Source organism: Acetobacteroides hydrogenigenes (assembly GCF_004340205.1).
In the GTDB taxonomy this organism is placed as follows: domain Bacteria; phylum Bacteroidota; class Bacteroidia; order Bacteroidales; family ZOR0009; genus Acetobacteroides; species Acetobacteroides hydrogenigenes.
This window is the reverse complement of the sequence record NZ_SLWB01000016.1, coordinates 1-15,751: the sequence shown is the minus strand read 5'-3', so window position 1 is coordinate 15,751 and position 15,751 is coordinate 1. Positions and strand designations below refer to the sequence as shown.

General features: G+C 50.1%; 8 protein-coding genes. 2 read left to right on the top strand and 6 right to left on the bottom strand.

Going from position 1 to position 15,751, the window contains the following annotated elements; translation table 11 throughout:
• Window positions 1-7: 7 nt before the first annotated feature.
• Window positions 8-769, top strand: coding sequence for a DUF6261 family protein (locus CLV25_RS13525; protein WP_131840199.1), 762 nt, complete (start codon window positions 8-10; stop codon window positions 767-769).
• A gap of 609 nt (window positions 770-1,378) precedes the next feature.
• Here CLV25_RS13525 and CLV25_RS13520 read toward each other — a convergent pair.
• The 3 genes from CLV25_RS13520 to CLV25_RS13510 all read right to left on the bottom strand — a co-directional run bounded on the left by CLV25_RS13520 (window position 1,379) and on the right by CLV25_RS13510 (window position 7,073).
• On the bottom strand, window positions 1,379-2,665 hold the full coding sequence (locus tag CLV25_RS13520) for a TolC family protein (protein ID WP_131840198.1): 1,287 nt from the start codon (window positions 2,663-2,665) through the stop codon (window positions 1,379-1,381).
• Window positions 2,666-3,045: 380 nt separating this feature from the next.
• Window positions 3,046-6,126: an efflux RND transporter permease subunit gene (locus CLV25_RS13515; RefSeq protein WP_131840197.1), complete on the bottom strand. Its 3,081-nt coding sequence runs from the start codon at window positions 6,124-6,126 to the stop codon at window positions 3,046-3,048.
• Entirely contained in the window at window positions 6,123-7,073 is a 951-nt protein-coding gene (locus CLV25_RS13510) for an efflux RND transporter periplasmic adaptor subunit (protein WP_165877087.1), read from the bottom strand. The genes CLV25_RS13515 and CLV25_RS13510 overlap by 4 nt, the downstream gene beginning before the upstream one ends.
• Before the next feature lie 251 nt (window positions 7,074-7,324).
• On the opposite strand from CLV25_RS13510, the gene CLV25_RS13505 reads away from it, so the two are divergent.
• Entirely contained in the window at window positions 7,325-8,233 is a 909-nt protein-coding gene (locus tag CLV25_RS13505; RefSeq protein ID WP_131840195.1) for a helix-turn-helix domain-containing protein, read from the top strand.
• Window positions 8,234-8,349: 116 nt separating this feature from the next.
• Here the strand turns inward: CLV25_RS13505 and CLV25_RS13500 are convergent, their stop codons facing one another.
• The 3 genes from CLV25_RS13500 to CLV25_RS13490 form a co-directional block, all read right to left on the bottom strand.
• Window positions 8,350-9,603: an aspartate kinase gene (locus CLV25_RS13500; protein WP_131840194.1), complete on the bottom strand. Its 1,254-nt coding sequence runs from the start codon at window positions 9,601-9,603 to the stop codon at window positions 8,350-8,352.
• Between the two features lie 287 nt (window positions 9,604-9,890).
• Window positions 9,891-11,252, bottom strand: a complete 1,362-nt coding sequence (locus CLV25_RS13495) for an OmpA family protein (protein WP_131840193.1) — start codon at window positions 11,250-11,252, stop codon at window positions 9,891-9,893.
• A gap of 26 nt (window positions 11,253-11,278) precedes the next feature.
• Entirely contained in the window at window positions 11,279-14,578 is a 3,300-nt protein-coding gene (locus CLV25_RS13490; protein ID WP_131840192.1) for a T9SS type A sorting domain-containing protein, read from the bottom strand.
• Window positions 14,579-15,751 lie beyond the last annotated feature (1,173 nt).

The following is a 15,751-nucleotide window of genomic DNA, read 5'->3' as shown; positions in this document are numbered from 1 at the left end:
TTTAACCATGAAACAATTAGTAAATTTTTCGAAGCTGATACTAGCCTCGCTAGTAACCTTCGGCGAACAAGTATTTAAGGTTTTCAATGATCTTTCCATTCCCGAGATCGAAACCTGTTCCTACTATACCAAAGCCGTTAACCTATTTGCGAAGCTGAAGGAGGCGCTCAACCGCGAGCTGCGCAGCAAGTACTCGCAGCTGGTTAAGCAGGCCGATAAAAAGCGCGATACCATATTTAAGGGCATAAAGCATCGGCTAAGGGGCTTCCTGATTTCGTATAGTGATGCCGAACGGGCAGCGGCGCAGCTAATTTGGCGCATCATCGAGCGAAACGGGGTGTCGTTGGAAGACGACAAGTACAACGTTGAGTCCTCTAAGCTCAATAAGATACTAGCCGAAATTCAAACACCCGAATGCGCTGCAGCCATTAAGCTGATGGGGCTTACCGAGGCGTTTGCCCTGCTGGCAGGGGCTCAGAAGGAGTTCGAGGACACCTACCAGTCGCGCGGCGTAGACGACACCGAGCGCAAGGAGTACGACTCGGCATCTACCATCCGTGTGGAGTTCGAGGAGGCGCTCGAGCAGCTGCTCAAGTACACCGAGTCGCAGGCCATGGTGAATCCTACGTCTAAGTGGGCACAGGCGCATGCGCAGATCGTCACCTTCGGCCAAAAGTTCGAGCTGGACCTACGTCAGGCTCAAGGCCGCGAGGATGCCAAGGAGGCGGCTAAGCAGCAAAGCTCAACAAACCTAGACAATATCGTATAAATTTATTGTAGAAAACGGTAGTACTTCAGAATAGTCACTTGGCCCGATGCCCCTTTGCATCGGGCTTTTTGCATGGTATGGGGGGGGCACAAAAAAAAAGCCTAGTTCGTCTGAGGCTATCGCCTCGGACGAATCTATTCTGCAGGCTATCGCCTGCATTAATAGGATTGGCGAAGGCTAGAGCCCATAGCCGTCAAGCTAAGCGATAAAATGCTACGAAGTAGCAAACCCTCAATAACCGCGGATGAAATCCGTGGACGCTGAACGCCACCCCTCTTTAGCAGCCCCGAACGGGGCTGACCCTTTTATGCGTACGAGCAGCATTTGGGGCAACCCCTTCGGGGCCGATTGCTTTCGGCCAAATGTCCGTGGGTTTAGCACCCACGGTTACTAATGGGGCGCTACGTTGTAGCGCTTTAATGCCACCCCTGTAGTCGTTTGAAGCCTTAGCTTGACGGCTATGGGCTAGAGCCTTCGCCTAACAGCGGTACAGAATTCACCATCTAGCACAAAAAAGCCGCAGCGCAATGCGCCACGGCTTACATTGTATCACGTATCACGAAAGTTTGCAGAACCAAAGTCTTGATACGTGTGTCTTGATACGAATTACTATCGTCCCGTTGCCCGAAGGTACTTTTGGCGCTGAACCTGGTAGCTGGAGAAGGCCTCGGTGTAGCGGTCGTTGCTCTGCTGGAACAGCCGTTGGGCGTCGAGCAGGTCGGAGAGGGAGGCGGTGCCCGCCTTGTAGAAGTCGAGGCTGAGCCTTAGGTTCTCCTTGGCCGAGGCGATGGACTGCTTGGCCAGGTCGATCTGCTGGTAGGCCTCCAGCAGCGTATTCCATTCGAGGTTAATCTGAAGGATGAGCTGCTCCGAGGCGTTCATCTTCTCGTTTTCGGTTAGCTTGATCTTTAGGTTCTCGCGCTTAACGGCGTGCGAGCCGCCCCACCATCCCGAAATGGGTATGGATGCGGTGGCGAATACGGCGCCGAAGCTGCTGTTCGGCCCCATGAAGTCGTGGTAAACGTAGCTGGCGCCGATGCCCACCGTTGGCAGGTGCTTGCCCAGCTCCATCTTCTTCTTAAGCTCGGCTGCGAGGATGTTCTTATCCAGCAGCTTGTACTCGTCGCGCATGGGTAGCGCCTGACTGGGGTCTACGTAGATGGCGGCGGGCTTGTCGGGCTCGGCAAACGGTGCTGTGGCAATATCGAAGGACATCATATCGACGCCCACGAGCTGCGCTAGCGCCATCTTGCCAACCGAGAGCCCGTTGTTAACCTTCAGCTTGTTGCTGGCTACCTCCTGCTGCTGGAGCTCCACCCTCAGCTGGTCGTTCATCGGTACGATGCCGGCCTTTACGGCTACGGCAACGTCGCTGTGCACCTGGCTTAGCAGCGATTCTACCGCGCTAATGGTAACGAGCTTCTCCTTAAGTGCGGCTATCTGCCAGTAGTGCTGCGCCACCTTCTCGGCTACCTCCTTCTCCGAGAGCGCCAGCATCAGCTCCTGCGCCTCGACGCCCACCTTGGCCAGCCGGTTGCCGTAGAAGATCTGTCCACCGGCAAAAAGAGGCTGTACCGCGCTCACCATCGCCGTTTCCCCATTCTCGAGCATCGCGAAGGGGATTGGGGGCACGCCGGGAACGGGCAGCGATACGGTAGTTTCGACGATGCTCTTGTTGGCCCTAAAGGCAAATCCTGCAGCATCAACCTTGGGGAAAAAGTTGGTAAACGCCTCCTGCCTGGTTTGCTGCGCGCCCTGTAGTTCGAGCTGCTTCCCCTTAAGGGTTCGGTTGTTTTCGAGCGCAAGGCCTTGGCATTGGTCCAGCGTGTAGGTTTGTCCAAAAGCCGGTAGGGTGGTCAACCCTACGGCTAGTGCTATGATGTGTTTTGTCTTCATTCGTTTAAGATTTTTGTATCACGTATAAATGCTAATTAAGGGTCGGGTTTATGCTACTACCAAACCTATCACAAAGCAAATTCCCCTCCTTTTAAAGGAGGGGTGGCTGAAAGCCGGGGAGGTTAGCTGTTTTTTGTATGTTAATGCATAATATAACCTCCTACGCTATTAACCCCTCCGCCCTTCGGGCACCTCCCCTTTCAAAAAGGGGAGGATTACGTCCCCATTACCTATTACGTTTCTGAACATTTTCAACTCTTAATTCGCATTATCAAGTATCACGAGGCTTACGCCGGCAAAATGCGACATGCGATGTACGGTGTTCTGTTTCGCTTTCTTGATACGTGTGTCGTGATACCATATGGCACAAAGATTACGAATCATTTCTCCCTATCAAATATCTTCCAGTAGGCCACCGGCAGGATGGTTACCACCATAATCATGGAGATAATGGTTCCGGCCAGGATAACGATACCCATTGGCATCCAAAGCGAGCTCTGGCTGATAATCATCGGTATCACGCCAACGGCGGTGGTTGCCGAGGTTAGGAAGATGGGCATCATTCGGCGCTTGCCGGCATCGAAGGCGGCATCCTTAACGTGTACCTTCTTGTCCTTACGGAGTTTCTCGGCATGGTCGAACATGATGATGGCGTTGCGGACGATGATCCCCATTAGGCTGATGAGCCCGAGGATGCACGTCAGCCCGAACTCTTCGCCGCTAATCCAAACGCCAACCGATGCTCCCACCAGGCAGAACGATAGCGATATCAGCGCCGCAAGGGCAAGGCTTATCTTCTTAAAGCTGATAAGGAGGAAGAAAAAGATGATGATGATGGCAATAATCAGCCCTTGGATGATGGGGTTGATGGCCTCCCTATCCGATTCGTCGGAGCCGCCGTACTCTACGCCAATGCTCTTAGGCATCGTGGGCTCGATGCGCTCCTCTACCATCGCCTTAACCTTCTTGAATGCGGCAACCTGGTTGTAGCCGCGCTTCACATCGGCCATAACGCTTATGGTTCGCACGCCGTTTCGGCGGACGATGCTGCCGTCGGTCCAGCCGGCCTTTACGTCGGCAACCTGCCTTAGCGGTATTGATACGCCGGGGATCATGGTGGAGATGTACTCGTTGCCAACCTCGCCAAACGATGGGGTCTCTCCGCGGTCGTCGGTCTTAAGCTTTACCGTAAGCGGGTAGTCCTTCTCCCAGATTGCCCCTAGTGGGATGCCGGAGTAGTTCATGGCCATCTCGGCCGAGGCAATGCTTTTGGTGATGCCAAGGCGTGCCGCTTCGATGGGCTTAAGCGCTACATCGATAACGGGGCTCTGCTCCTCGTAGTTGGTGTGAACCCATACCAGATCGGGGATCTGCTTTATCGACCTCACCAGCGAATCGGCCACCTGCTTTAGCTCGGCAATATTATCGCCCGAAAAGCGCACCTCAATTGGGGTGTTCACCACCTGATAGTCGAGCTGCTTAAACTTTACGTACGCGTTGGGGAAGTGGTCGGCGTAGGCGTTGGTAAACCTGTCGAGCAGTTCGTTGGTAGCCGTTACGGATTGCGTGTTGACGATGAGCTGCGCGTAGTTCTTCGCGGGGAAGTTAGGCGCATAGGTGGTTTGGAAGCGGGGCGACGAGGTACCCGTAAACGCCGTAACCGATTTCACCCTGTTATCCTTCATAAGAAGATTCTTGACGCTGTCGCAAACCTGAGCCGTTTGCTGTAGCGAGCTGCCCTGTGGCAGGTAGATCTCAACGGCAAACTGATCGCGGTCGGCAATAGGCATCATGCGCATGGGCAGCGATGAAAGCAGCCAAACTGACAGCACAAATGCCGTTAGGCCGCCTACCAGCGTAAGCTTTGGGTTCCTGAACGTCCAGCGAAGCATGCTCTCGTAGCCATTCTGAACTAGGTCGAGCAGGCTAAAGCCTTTCTTCTTTTCTGTTGGATTCGTGCCCCTAAGCCCCTTTCTGATTATGGCAAACTCCACAAAGGGGATAAACAGCATGGCAACTATCAGCGATACCATCAGCGAGATGGTGATAGTCCAAGGGAAGAATTGCAGGAAGTCGAGGAATTGCCCGGTCATGGTGAAGAGTAGGGGGAAGAAGATCATGCTGATGCAGAGTGTTGCCAGCAGGATCGACCAGAAGAAGTCTTTCGCGCTATGTACGGCCGCGTTCCATCGCGAGATTCCCTTGTCGAGCTTCTCCAGGTAAACGTCAATCACAATAATGGAGTTGTCCACAATCATTCCCAGCACCACAATAAGGGCGGCAAGGGTTACCGTGTTCAGCGGAATGCCAACCGTGTACATGATGGCAATCGATATAAATATGCTGATTGGGATAGAGGTTGCCGCTACCACCGCCGACTTGAAGGGGAACAGAATCATCATCACCGCAATTACAATAATAATGGCGATGAACAGGTCGCGGACAAATGAGGTTACCGACTCGTCTACCACCTTAGGCTGGTCGGCAATGCGGCTAATGGAAACGCTTTTGGGCAGCTCTTTTTCGAACGACTTAAGCACCTCATCAACCTGCTGGCCGTACTCAACAATGTTGAAACCTTCGCGCATCTCCATCGACAGGATGATGCACTTCTTCCCATTCTGGGTGATGTAGCTGTCGGGCTCGTCGTACTCGCGCTCTATGCGGGCAATATCCCGCAACCTCACGATGTTGCCCGAAGGGTCGGAGTAGATAACCTGTTCGGCCAGCTCGTTCTCCGAGCCGTACGATGCCGTAAAGTGGATGGGAACGTCTATGCTTTCGTTTTTTACGGTTCCTCCGGTGGTGGTTATTCCCTGCGAAAACAGGTTTGCCATTAGCAGCTTGTCGCTGATGCCGTAGGTGGCCAACTTCTCCTTGTCGAGGTAAATGGCTATCTGCTCTTTTTGGAGGCCGTAGCGACGAAGGTTGGAAACCGACTCAATCCTTCGGAGCTTATCCTCCAGCTGGTCGAGGTATCCTTCCAGCTCGCGGTAGGTCTTGTCTTCCGACTCCACGGCAATAAGCAGCGCAGAGGTATCGCCAAAATCGTCGTTGGCAATAAGGGCTAGAACGCCCGAGGGTAGCTGGGTCTTAAACATGGTAAGGCCGTGCTTTATTTTCGACCAAACCTCGTCCTTGTTATGGATGTTGTCGTTGAGCTCCACCATTACGTACACCATCCCATTCTTGGATATCGAATAGGTTTTGTTTCGTTTGATCTCCTTATAGGTAAACAGGAATCGCTCCAACGGCTTGGCCAGCTGCTCCTCCACCTCGTAGGAGGAGGCTCCCGGATAAACGCCAACAATTACTCCCTGACGAATGGTAAAGGGCGGAAACTCTTGTTTGGGCATTTTCCACAGCCCCCAAATCCCGGTTAAGGTGAGCAGGAAGGTGAGTAGGAACATGATTTTTCGGTGGCGCATCGCTGCTTCCACCAGCTTGAAATTTCCTATCATAGAACAACCACCTCCATTCCTTCGCTTACCTTTTGGAAGCCTTCGCTAATTATGACATCGCCTTCGGTAAGCCCCGATTCAACAATTACTCCCTGTCCCGATAGTCCTCCGGTGGTAATCTTCACCGCTTTGGCTCTATTGTTTACCACGCACCATACGTATTTCTGCCCATCGGACGAAACCTGTACCACGTTGTTGGGAAGTACAAATGCGCTCGACTTGGCATCGCCATTAAACCATATGCGGCAAACCATTCCGGGCATTAGCGTTCTATCTCCATTAGGTAGTCCAATCTTAATGTCGTAGGTGTGCGAAACCGGATGGGCAACAATTCCTTTTTCCACAATTTTTCCTCTGAATTTCTGTTCTCCTATAGCAGGGATGTTTACCGAAGCCTCCTTGCCGATGGCTATTTGCGAGATCTCCCCTTCGGGGATGGCTACCTTAACCTTTACCGAGGTGATGTCGAGTAGGGTGAAGGCGGTACTACCCGGAATGGCATTTTCGCCAATATCTACCATTCGCTTGCCGATAACCCCCGAAAATGGTGCCGTAAGGCGGCTGTTGCTTAGGTTCTTTTTCGATATTGCAGCCATCGATCGGGCTTGATCGAGCTTGGTTTGTGCCTCCACGTATTTTATTTCGGGTAAGCTTTTATTATCGTAGAGCTGCTGCAAACGGCTCATAGCATCCTGAGCCTGCTTAAGGGTGGCTTGTGCCGCATCGCACGCGCTCTTGAGGTTTTCCGTACCAAGTTCAGCCAAAAGCTGTCCTTTGTTTACCAACTGTCCTTCGGTAACGTAAATTCTTTCAACATTTCCTTGTACGCTAAAGCTAAGCGCTGAGGCCGTCTCCTCTTCTACTACGCCAACGTAGCTTTTAGAGGCTGTTAACTCGTCGGACTTAAGGCTGATGGTTTTAACCTTTACGCCTTGCTCTCTTTGCATTTCTTGGCTTTTTGATGTACAGCTCGCTAGCAGCATCGCCAAAGCGATTGCCGCATAGAAGTAGGGTCTCTTCATTCTGAGTTTCATATTATTTCCTTTTATGTTAAAAGCAAAGTTGGCCACTTTGGTTGTTAGAATAAAGGTCGTTTTGGAATGATAAATGTTCTAAAAGTCGTATTTTGGCAGAGCGATATCCAGATTAATTGCACTTTTTTGGTTTAAATGGGATATTTTTTTAAGTTTTCTAGCCTATGGCTACTATTGTAAAGGGGGAGCAGGGGGATATCGGCATCATTCCTTTTGAACGAATGAGGTCGATGCTTATAGAGCCTTTTGCCTATGGAAACGAGCTTATCCTGTCGGATAGGATGAGCCTTAACTACGAGCTTTTTAAGTACCCGTTTCGTCTGGATGGTATAGTAATGGGGCTTGTTACCAGAGGAAAAGTTGTGGTGTATGCAAATCTGAATGAATTCGAGATTGCATCTGGGACGTTATTCTTCATTATGCCCGAGAATATTATCCAGCTAAAGGAAAAGAGCGATGATTTTGAGGCCAGCCTTGTAATTGCATCGGCATCGTACCTAAGTCGCATTCATATAGACATACATAGTATTATACCCCTGTACGTTCAGGTGAAGGAATCTCCTTTTATGATGCTAACCCAAAAGGAATACGACTCGTTCCTTCAATACTTTTCCTTGCTCGAAGAGGCTCTAGAATCGACCTACTTTCGGGATGAGATGGTTCGGGGATTAACCTCGGCATATGCTTATACTATTGCCAATATTCTTCAGCGGGAAATAAAGGAGACAAGGGAGAATGCACCGCGCGATAAAACCCGTAAGGATGTAATATTTGAGCGTTTTATTTGGCTACTACTCCAGCATTACGAGCGCGAGCGTAAGGTCGAATTCTATGCGAACCAGCTGCATGTAACACCAAAACATCTGGCAACGGTGGTAAAGAATGTGAGTGGGAAAACAGCTGCAGAATGGATAGATGAGTACGTCATTCTTGAAGCAAAGGCTCGGATTAAATATTCGTCTTTTAGCATTCAAGAGGTGGCCTTTTCCTTGAATTTTCCTTCGGCGACATTTTTCTGCAAGTACTTTAAGAATCAGACGGGGATTACCCCGAGCGAGTATCGAAAGCAGTAACAAAAAAGCCGCAGCGCATTGCGCCACGGCTTACATCGTTCACGTATCATGACACACGTATTACGAAAGTTTGCAGAACCAAAGTCTTGATACGTGATACATGTGTCGTGATGCGATTATCTATAAAGTATCCTCGCCGTACGTCGGCTCTTCTGCATCAGAATTACCTCCACATCGGCCGAGTAGCTCTCTAGGATATACTCGTTGTAGTTTTGGATGGTGAGCAGGTTTAGCCCCTCGTTGTACTTCACCCTAAAGTCGTTCATAAATTCGTCGATGGCGGCGGGCAGCTGCTGGTTGGTGCCGTCCACGCTAATGCTCATGCTGATGGCCGAGTTTTGGATCAAGTTCGCCTTCAGGCGGTACTTCTGCATGATGGAAAATACCTTAATCCAGCTATCCTCTAGCGCAAACGAGTAGTCCTTGGGCTCCACCGAAATCAGCGTCTGCTTCTGCTTGAGGATGTACACTGGCACGGCCTCGGTTTTGGCGATGCTGGCCGCCACCTCGGTGCCGGGTGCTGCCGGATCGACAAACGACCGAACGTATAGCGGGATGCTGCGGTTCTGCAGCGGTTTAATCGTTTTTGGGTGGATGATCTGCGCCCCGTAGAAGGCCAGCTCGATGGCCTGTTTGTAAGACACCGATGGCAGGTGCACCGTATCCTTAAAGATACGCGGATCGGCGTTGAGTACCCCTGGCACATCCTTCCAAATGGTTACGCTCTCGCCCCCCAGCAGGTTGGCGATGATGGCCGCCGTGTAGTCCGACCCCTCGCGTCCCAGCGTGGTGGAGTAGCCCTTGTGGTTGGCTCCGATGAACCCCTGGGTAAGATAGATGTGGTGCTGGTTAAAGTCGATGGTGTTGCGGAACAGCTCGCCCGAAGTCTCGAAGTTGACGTTGGCATCGCGGTAGGTGCTGTCGGTTTTCAGGATGGTGCGCACGTCCACCCACTCGGCATCGATATTCTGCGATGCAAGGTAGGCTGCAACTATTTTGGTCGATATCAGCTCGCCAACCGACACCACTTGGTCGTAGCAGAAGTCGTAGTCGCGTTTGGTGTTAATAGATAGGAAGTAGCTAAGCCCCTCGAGTACCGCCTCGAGTTCGAACCGCTGCTTTTCGGGATTGGCGAAAAGCTCGTTTATGATGTTGGCGTGAAAATTTTTAAGCTCAGCCATCTCGGCTTTTAGGTCGTTGGGCTTGTTCTCGAGGTACGCCGCAAGAACCCGCTCTAGCGCATTGGTGGTTTTGGCCATGGCCGATACCACCACCACTAGGTTGTCGTTGGTGCTGGTAATTATGCTGCAAACATTCTTAACTCCGCTGGCATCCTTTACCGATGCCCCTCCAAACTTGTAAACTTTCATCCGAATACTATTATTTTAAGGTTGGATGCTATAAAAAATCGGCACAAGATAGCGGTTATTTGGCGAAGAGAAAAGGATTCGTGCGTTCGTAGGGCGATATAGCCGCTGGGAGTAAGCATTTTCTGAAATTGATTGCACGATAAAGGCGTGTTAGTTGAATAATTCTCTGGTTAAGCGGTGCGCCTATAAAGGGCTCGTGTGTTGGTCAGAATATATGCAAAAGCCCCCCAACAGCGAGGAGTGCTGTGGGGGAGTTAAGCTTAATGAAAAGAGTGGCAGTGGTCGTTTTACTTTATGATGATCTCTACGCGGCGGTTCTTGGCGCGGTTCTCGGGGGTGTTGTTAGGGAACTTGGGGTTCTTTTCGCCCATCGACTGCACCTCGATCTTTTCGGGGGCTAAGCCCTGCTCTACGAGGTACTGCTTAACGCGGTTGGCGCGCTCGAGTCCAATCTTGTAGTTTACTTGGGTGCTTCCGATATTGCAAGCGTGGCCAACAACAACGATCTCTACCTGAGCTTCGCTGATCATTTGTACGAGTTCTCCGATCTTTTGCTTGGTTTCGGCCTGCGGTTGCTTAGAGTTGAACCTGAACTGAACGCTTTCGCTGGCGTTGAACTTGCGCACTTCTACCTGCAGTTCTTCAAGAGGGGTTGGTCCTTGGGGCTCAGGAGCGGGTGCTACCACGGGCACAGGGGCTGGGGAGGGAGCAGGCTCAGGCTTGATCTCAGGCTTAGGTTCGGGGGTTGGTGCGGGAGTTTCTATCACCGGTACTTCCACCACTACAGGGGCAGGCTTGGAGGACTTTCGGGCGAAGCGGTACACCACGCCTAGCGACAGGCCAACTGAAACGGGCTTTGCCGAGCCTACGTAGTTCGAGGCTGTAACCCCAGCGTAGCTGTACTGTTGGAGAATAGGGTCGGCCTGCTTCTTGATGTCGCCGCCTAGGGTGGTGCTGATGCCAGCAGCGAGGAGCCATCGCTCGTTGAGGGTGTACTCAGCGCCAAGTTCACCTATGCCCATAATGGCATTCTTGAACTGCTTGTCCGATGTTCTGTTGATGTAGTCGGTGTAGGTTCCTATGGTTTGCTCGGGCAGGTTATCGATAGTGAGGTCGGCATTGGGGAAGTAGGCAGTACGGGTAATGGTTCCCGACGTTACCTCCATCTTTTCTTTCATGTTCAGCGCGTAGGCAGCGCCAGCAGCAGCCTTAAGCGAGAGCTTACTGGTAAGTGGGTAGCGGTAGCTGGCCGTTAAGGGAACTATCAGGTAGCTTACCCGTTGTTTCTCCTTGCTGTCGAGCGTTTGGGTTATGGTGTATTGATGTCCGTTGGGTTCGGGAAAGAGGGCAGAGGTGGATTGGTACCCCTTGTTCTGGTACGTAGCCGTAAAGCTCTGATAGCGCAACCCGATGCCGAGGCCCCATCGCTCGGTAAGGTGGTAGGTGTAGCCGATACCTACGCCTAGGGCAAATGCCCCCTTGCTGGAGTTGTCGGTGCTCTTGTAGGATAGCTTGCTAAATGATGGGATAACCGACACCTCGAGTGAGTGCTTACTGCTGGTGGTGTCGGTCTGGGCTGCTGCCCCCGAAGCGGCTGCTAGCATGGTCGCTAGCAGCAGGGTTAGGGTCGTTTTGTATATTTTGATCATTGTATATGTCGGTTTAAGCGATTCAGTTACTTTACAATTACCTTAATTGAAGTGGGCGTTTCGCCGGGCTTGGCAATGCGTATTAGGTATGTTCCTGAGGCGTTAAGGCCCGAAATTCGGTATCCATTGGTTTCTCTGTTTACAGCAGCGCGAACGGGAGTTCCGAGGAGGTTGTACACTTGCACCTGCTCATTGGCAGAACGCTCCTCGCCCGTTTCAATGGTGAGGGTGGTGCCAGCCATAAGGGGATTAGGGTAGGCCTTAACTGCAGCAGCTGCTGCTACGGTTAAGGTTACTGTTATGGTAAATCCATCCTTGGTGGTAATCTCGACCTTGTACTCGCCGGCGGGTATGGCGCCATCGAAGCGGAGGTACTGCAGGCTTCCGCTAAGTAGGGTGCCATTGCGGTACCAGCGGAAGGTGGCGTTGCGGATCTCCTCGTACTTGTCGCCGTTGCTTACGGCCAGCACATTATTCCATAGCTTGATGATGGATAGGTTGCTGAAGGTTTTTTCGATTTCCCAACTAAGCGAAGCTATTGTAGGCTCGTTGTAGTTAACCTCGTCGTAGGCAAAGGTGGCTGATGCTGTATAGATTCCTACGGTTGTAGCTGTATTCCCTAAGTAGGACTTTACAGTTACACCGCTAGGTAACCCGGTAACAGCTACCGTTTTTTGCGTGCCATCGAAAGGAATAGGAGTAGTATAGTTCCACTTGGTACTGCTCATATCGTAGCTTGCCTTAGCAATGTTCCAGTTAATACTGATGTCGCCCGTTGTACCATCATTCCATTGGTAGTTAGCCTTATCCTTTAGCACAACAGTTGCAGTGTAGCTACCCGCATTTGTTGCAGATGCTACTCCTGAGATGGTATATGCCGTATTTTCAGGAATGCTTATCCCTTGTGGATTGCTGTTGTAGGTAAAAGAGGTCGTCGTAACGGTTGGCTTTGCCACTCCGATGGCGCTAATGCTCCAACTGATATTGATGTCGCCCGTTGTGCCATCATTCCACTGGTAGTTGGCCTTATTGTTTAGCGCAACGGTTGCAGTGTAGCTGCCTGCATCAGTAGCTGATGTTGTGGCTGTAACGGTATATGCCGCATTTTCAGGAATGCTTACCCCTTGTGAACTGCCGTTATAGGTGAATGCTGTGGTAGTAACGGTTGGCATGTTAACCATTGCCTTGCTTATCTCCCAGGTGAGTGGAGCAATAGGAGTAGGGGCATTATAGTTGGCTGCATCGTAGGTAAGCGTAGCCGATGCGGTATAAGTTCCCGCGTTGGTTGCGCTATTTCCTGTATAGTTTTGTACTGTTACTCCTACAGGCAATCCCGTTAAGGTTACACTTTTTGAGGTACCGTTGTAGGTGAATGGTGCAGTGTAGTCCCACTTGGCATTGGACATGTCGAAGCTCGCTTTAGCGATGCTCCAGCTGATATTGATGTTGTCTGTTGTACCATCACTCCACTCATAGTTGGTTTTGTCGTTTAGCGCAACGGTGGCGGTGTAGCGGCCCGCATCGGTTGCTGATGCTCCAGATACGGTATATGCCGTATTCGCAGGGATGGTTACCCCTTGAGTATTGCTGTTGAAGGTAAAGGTGGAGGTAGCAATGGTTGGCTTTGCCACGCCAATAGGGCTAATGTTCCAGCTGATATTGACGTCGTCGGTTGTACCATCACTCCACTGGTAGTTTGCCTTATCCTTTAGCGCAACGGTAGCGGTGTAGCTACCCGCATTGGTTGCTGATGCTGCACCTGATACGGTGTATGTCACATTTTCAGGAATGGTTACCCCTTGTGAGGTGCCGTTGTAGGTAAATGTGGTGGTTGCAACGGTTGGCTTGTTAATCGAAGCCCTATCTATCTGCCACTTGAGAGCTGCAATAGGGGTAGGAGCATTATAGTTCGTTTTATCGTAGCTAAGTCCAGCCTCTGCAAGATACTTCCCTGCGTTGGTAAAACTATTTCCATAATAACTTTGTACGGTTACTCCGCTAGGTAACCCCGTTAGGGTTACACTCTTTGGGTTGCCGTCGTAGGTGAAAGGTGCGGTGTAGTCCCATTTCGCGGTGGTCATATTGTACGTACCTTTTATAATACTCCATGCGATAGTTACGTCATCTGTTGTACCATCAGCCCAAGTGTACTTAACCTTATCTTTAAGCGTAATGGTGGCGGTGTAATTATTCACATCGGTTGCAGATGCTCCATGTACGGTATATGCCGCATTTTCAGGAATGCTTAGCCCTTGAGGAGTTCCGTTGTAGGTGAATGCTGTGGTAGCAACGGTTGGTTTGATAACTGTTGTATTAATTATCTCCCAATTGAGAGATGCAATAGGGGCAGGGGCATTGTAGTTGGCTGCATCGTAGGCTAGCGTAGCCGATGCGGAATAGCTCCCTGGGGTGGTTGCGCTATTCCCCGTATAGCTTTGTACGGTTACTCCAATAGGTAAGCCCGTTAGGGTTACACTCTTTGGGTTGCCGTCGTAGGTGAAAGGTGCGGTGTAGTCCCATTTCGCGGTGGTCATATTGTACGTACCTTTTATAATACTCCATGCGATAGTTACGTCATCAGTTGTACCATCAGACCAAGTGTACTTAACCTTATCATTAAGCGTAATGGTGGCGGTGTAGTTGCCCACATCGGTTGCAGATGCTCCAGATACGGTATATGCCGCATTTGCAGGAATGCTTAGTCCTTGCGGTGTACCGTTGTAGGTAAAGGTTGTGGTGGTAACCGCTGGCTTTGTTAAAAGTTGTGGCGAGTACTTGTAATCCTTAAGCTCCGAAAGTTTTGTTAGTTTTCCTGTTACTGGTGTATACGTTACCTCTCCACCCGCTGTATAGGAGTCGTTGGCAAAGAAGGTTCCGTAGAAATTATCTTGGTTAAATAGAAATCCTTTATTGCCAAATCCCATAAACGTTCCTAAGCTGCAAATATCCTTAACATAGGTTCCGTTGGCTTCGTAGAGCTTCAGCACAATGTTGAATTTATTGCCAGAATTCATAACATCATCTGTATACGATCCTGTTGCAGATGTTACAAGGTCAAACGATAAATACCGGTTTTTTGTTGTACCCCAATCTATAAAACCTCCCGTTTTAGCATCATAAGGTGCTGCAAACCCTGATAAACGCCATGGGGTTCCTGCTGTGGCATTTGCAGGAGATCGTTGCACGTCCCATACGTTGTCTTTATAGTACTTGCTACTGAAAAGAGTGGATGACTTCTTGAAAGCATCGAGTTGAACTGGCGTTTGCGCCATGCCGCTTTGCAGTATGGCTAAGAAGAAAACTAGAAAAAGCAATTTTTTTTTCATGCGCTAATGGTTGTTGGTTTTTACTGATACAGTGCGATGAGATTATCCCGCTTGCCAGCTGTCGCTTTATGTTTTATGTTGTGATGATTATTTCTCCTTAGTACACCTGTTGAAAATCATGTTTGATAAAGCTTCAGGAGGTGTAAAAACAAGTAAATGTTTAATCAATTCATAAATCTCCGGTAACGCTTAACTATAAATTTGTCTGATTGTATAATTGGGGCAAAACTATACGTTGATTGAGGTTTTGATGCAAAACGGAGGGGGACAAAAAGTGGACAATGGGAAAATACTTTTTCGGGGTTGGAACTAATGGGTTAGTAGCTAAAGGCGTACGGAACGGTAACGGCAATACACAGGGGACTCATCCAAGCAGAGTTGCAATCCGAATGGATTGAACTCGAATAGCCTCGCATGGCATGGGACTAGGGCTTACCCCGAGAAAACGTTGTAGGAATACGCCTTTAGCCATTCTGACTTTTACCCAATATCCCTGCCATTAAACGGGAATTTTTGCACCTAGGATATACCGCCTAACATAGGAGGGGTATCTGCTCTTTCGTTCATTATGGACAAAATGAGAATGTAAGTGGTCAGCATCTTGCCTCAAAAAAATCGCAGATAGCTACAAAAGAGTGTCTGGCGCTCCAAACCGCCCCAAAGGCCTTTCGAAGAACGTTTTTCCCCTTTCGAATATGGTTTAGGCCCTTTCGACAATGCTTTACGGAGCTTCGAGGGTAGCTTACGTGCTTTCAAAAGACGTTTACGCTGTTTCGAGAGTAGTTTACGAGCTCGTAAACCATTGTCGAAAGCTCGTAAACCAATTTTTGAATGGCGTAAAGATCTCTCGAAGCTCCGTAAACCTTCCTCGAAGGAGTATGGAGCATCGTCGAAGCCCCGTAAACAGCCGTCGAAGCTAATTTTATGTGCTTCGAAGCATGTTCGGAAACGGTAGAGGGGGAGTATTCACGGAACTGTGTCTACCATATTTTCTCGGAAGCAGGAATTACACCTGCCTTTTAGGGAGTATTCACGGAACTGTGTCTACCATATTTTCTCGGAAGCAGGAATTACACCTGCCTTTTAGGTTAGGCCTCTTATCGGAGCAAGGGTGGCGAGGGAACGGAGCCACTTGTATACCCTTGCTCCGATAAGAGGCCTAGCCTTCCTTTG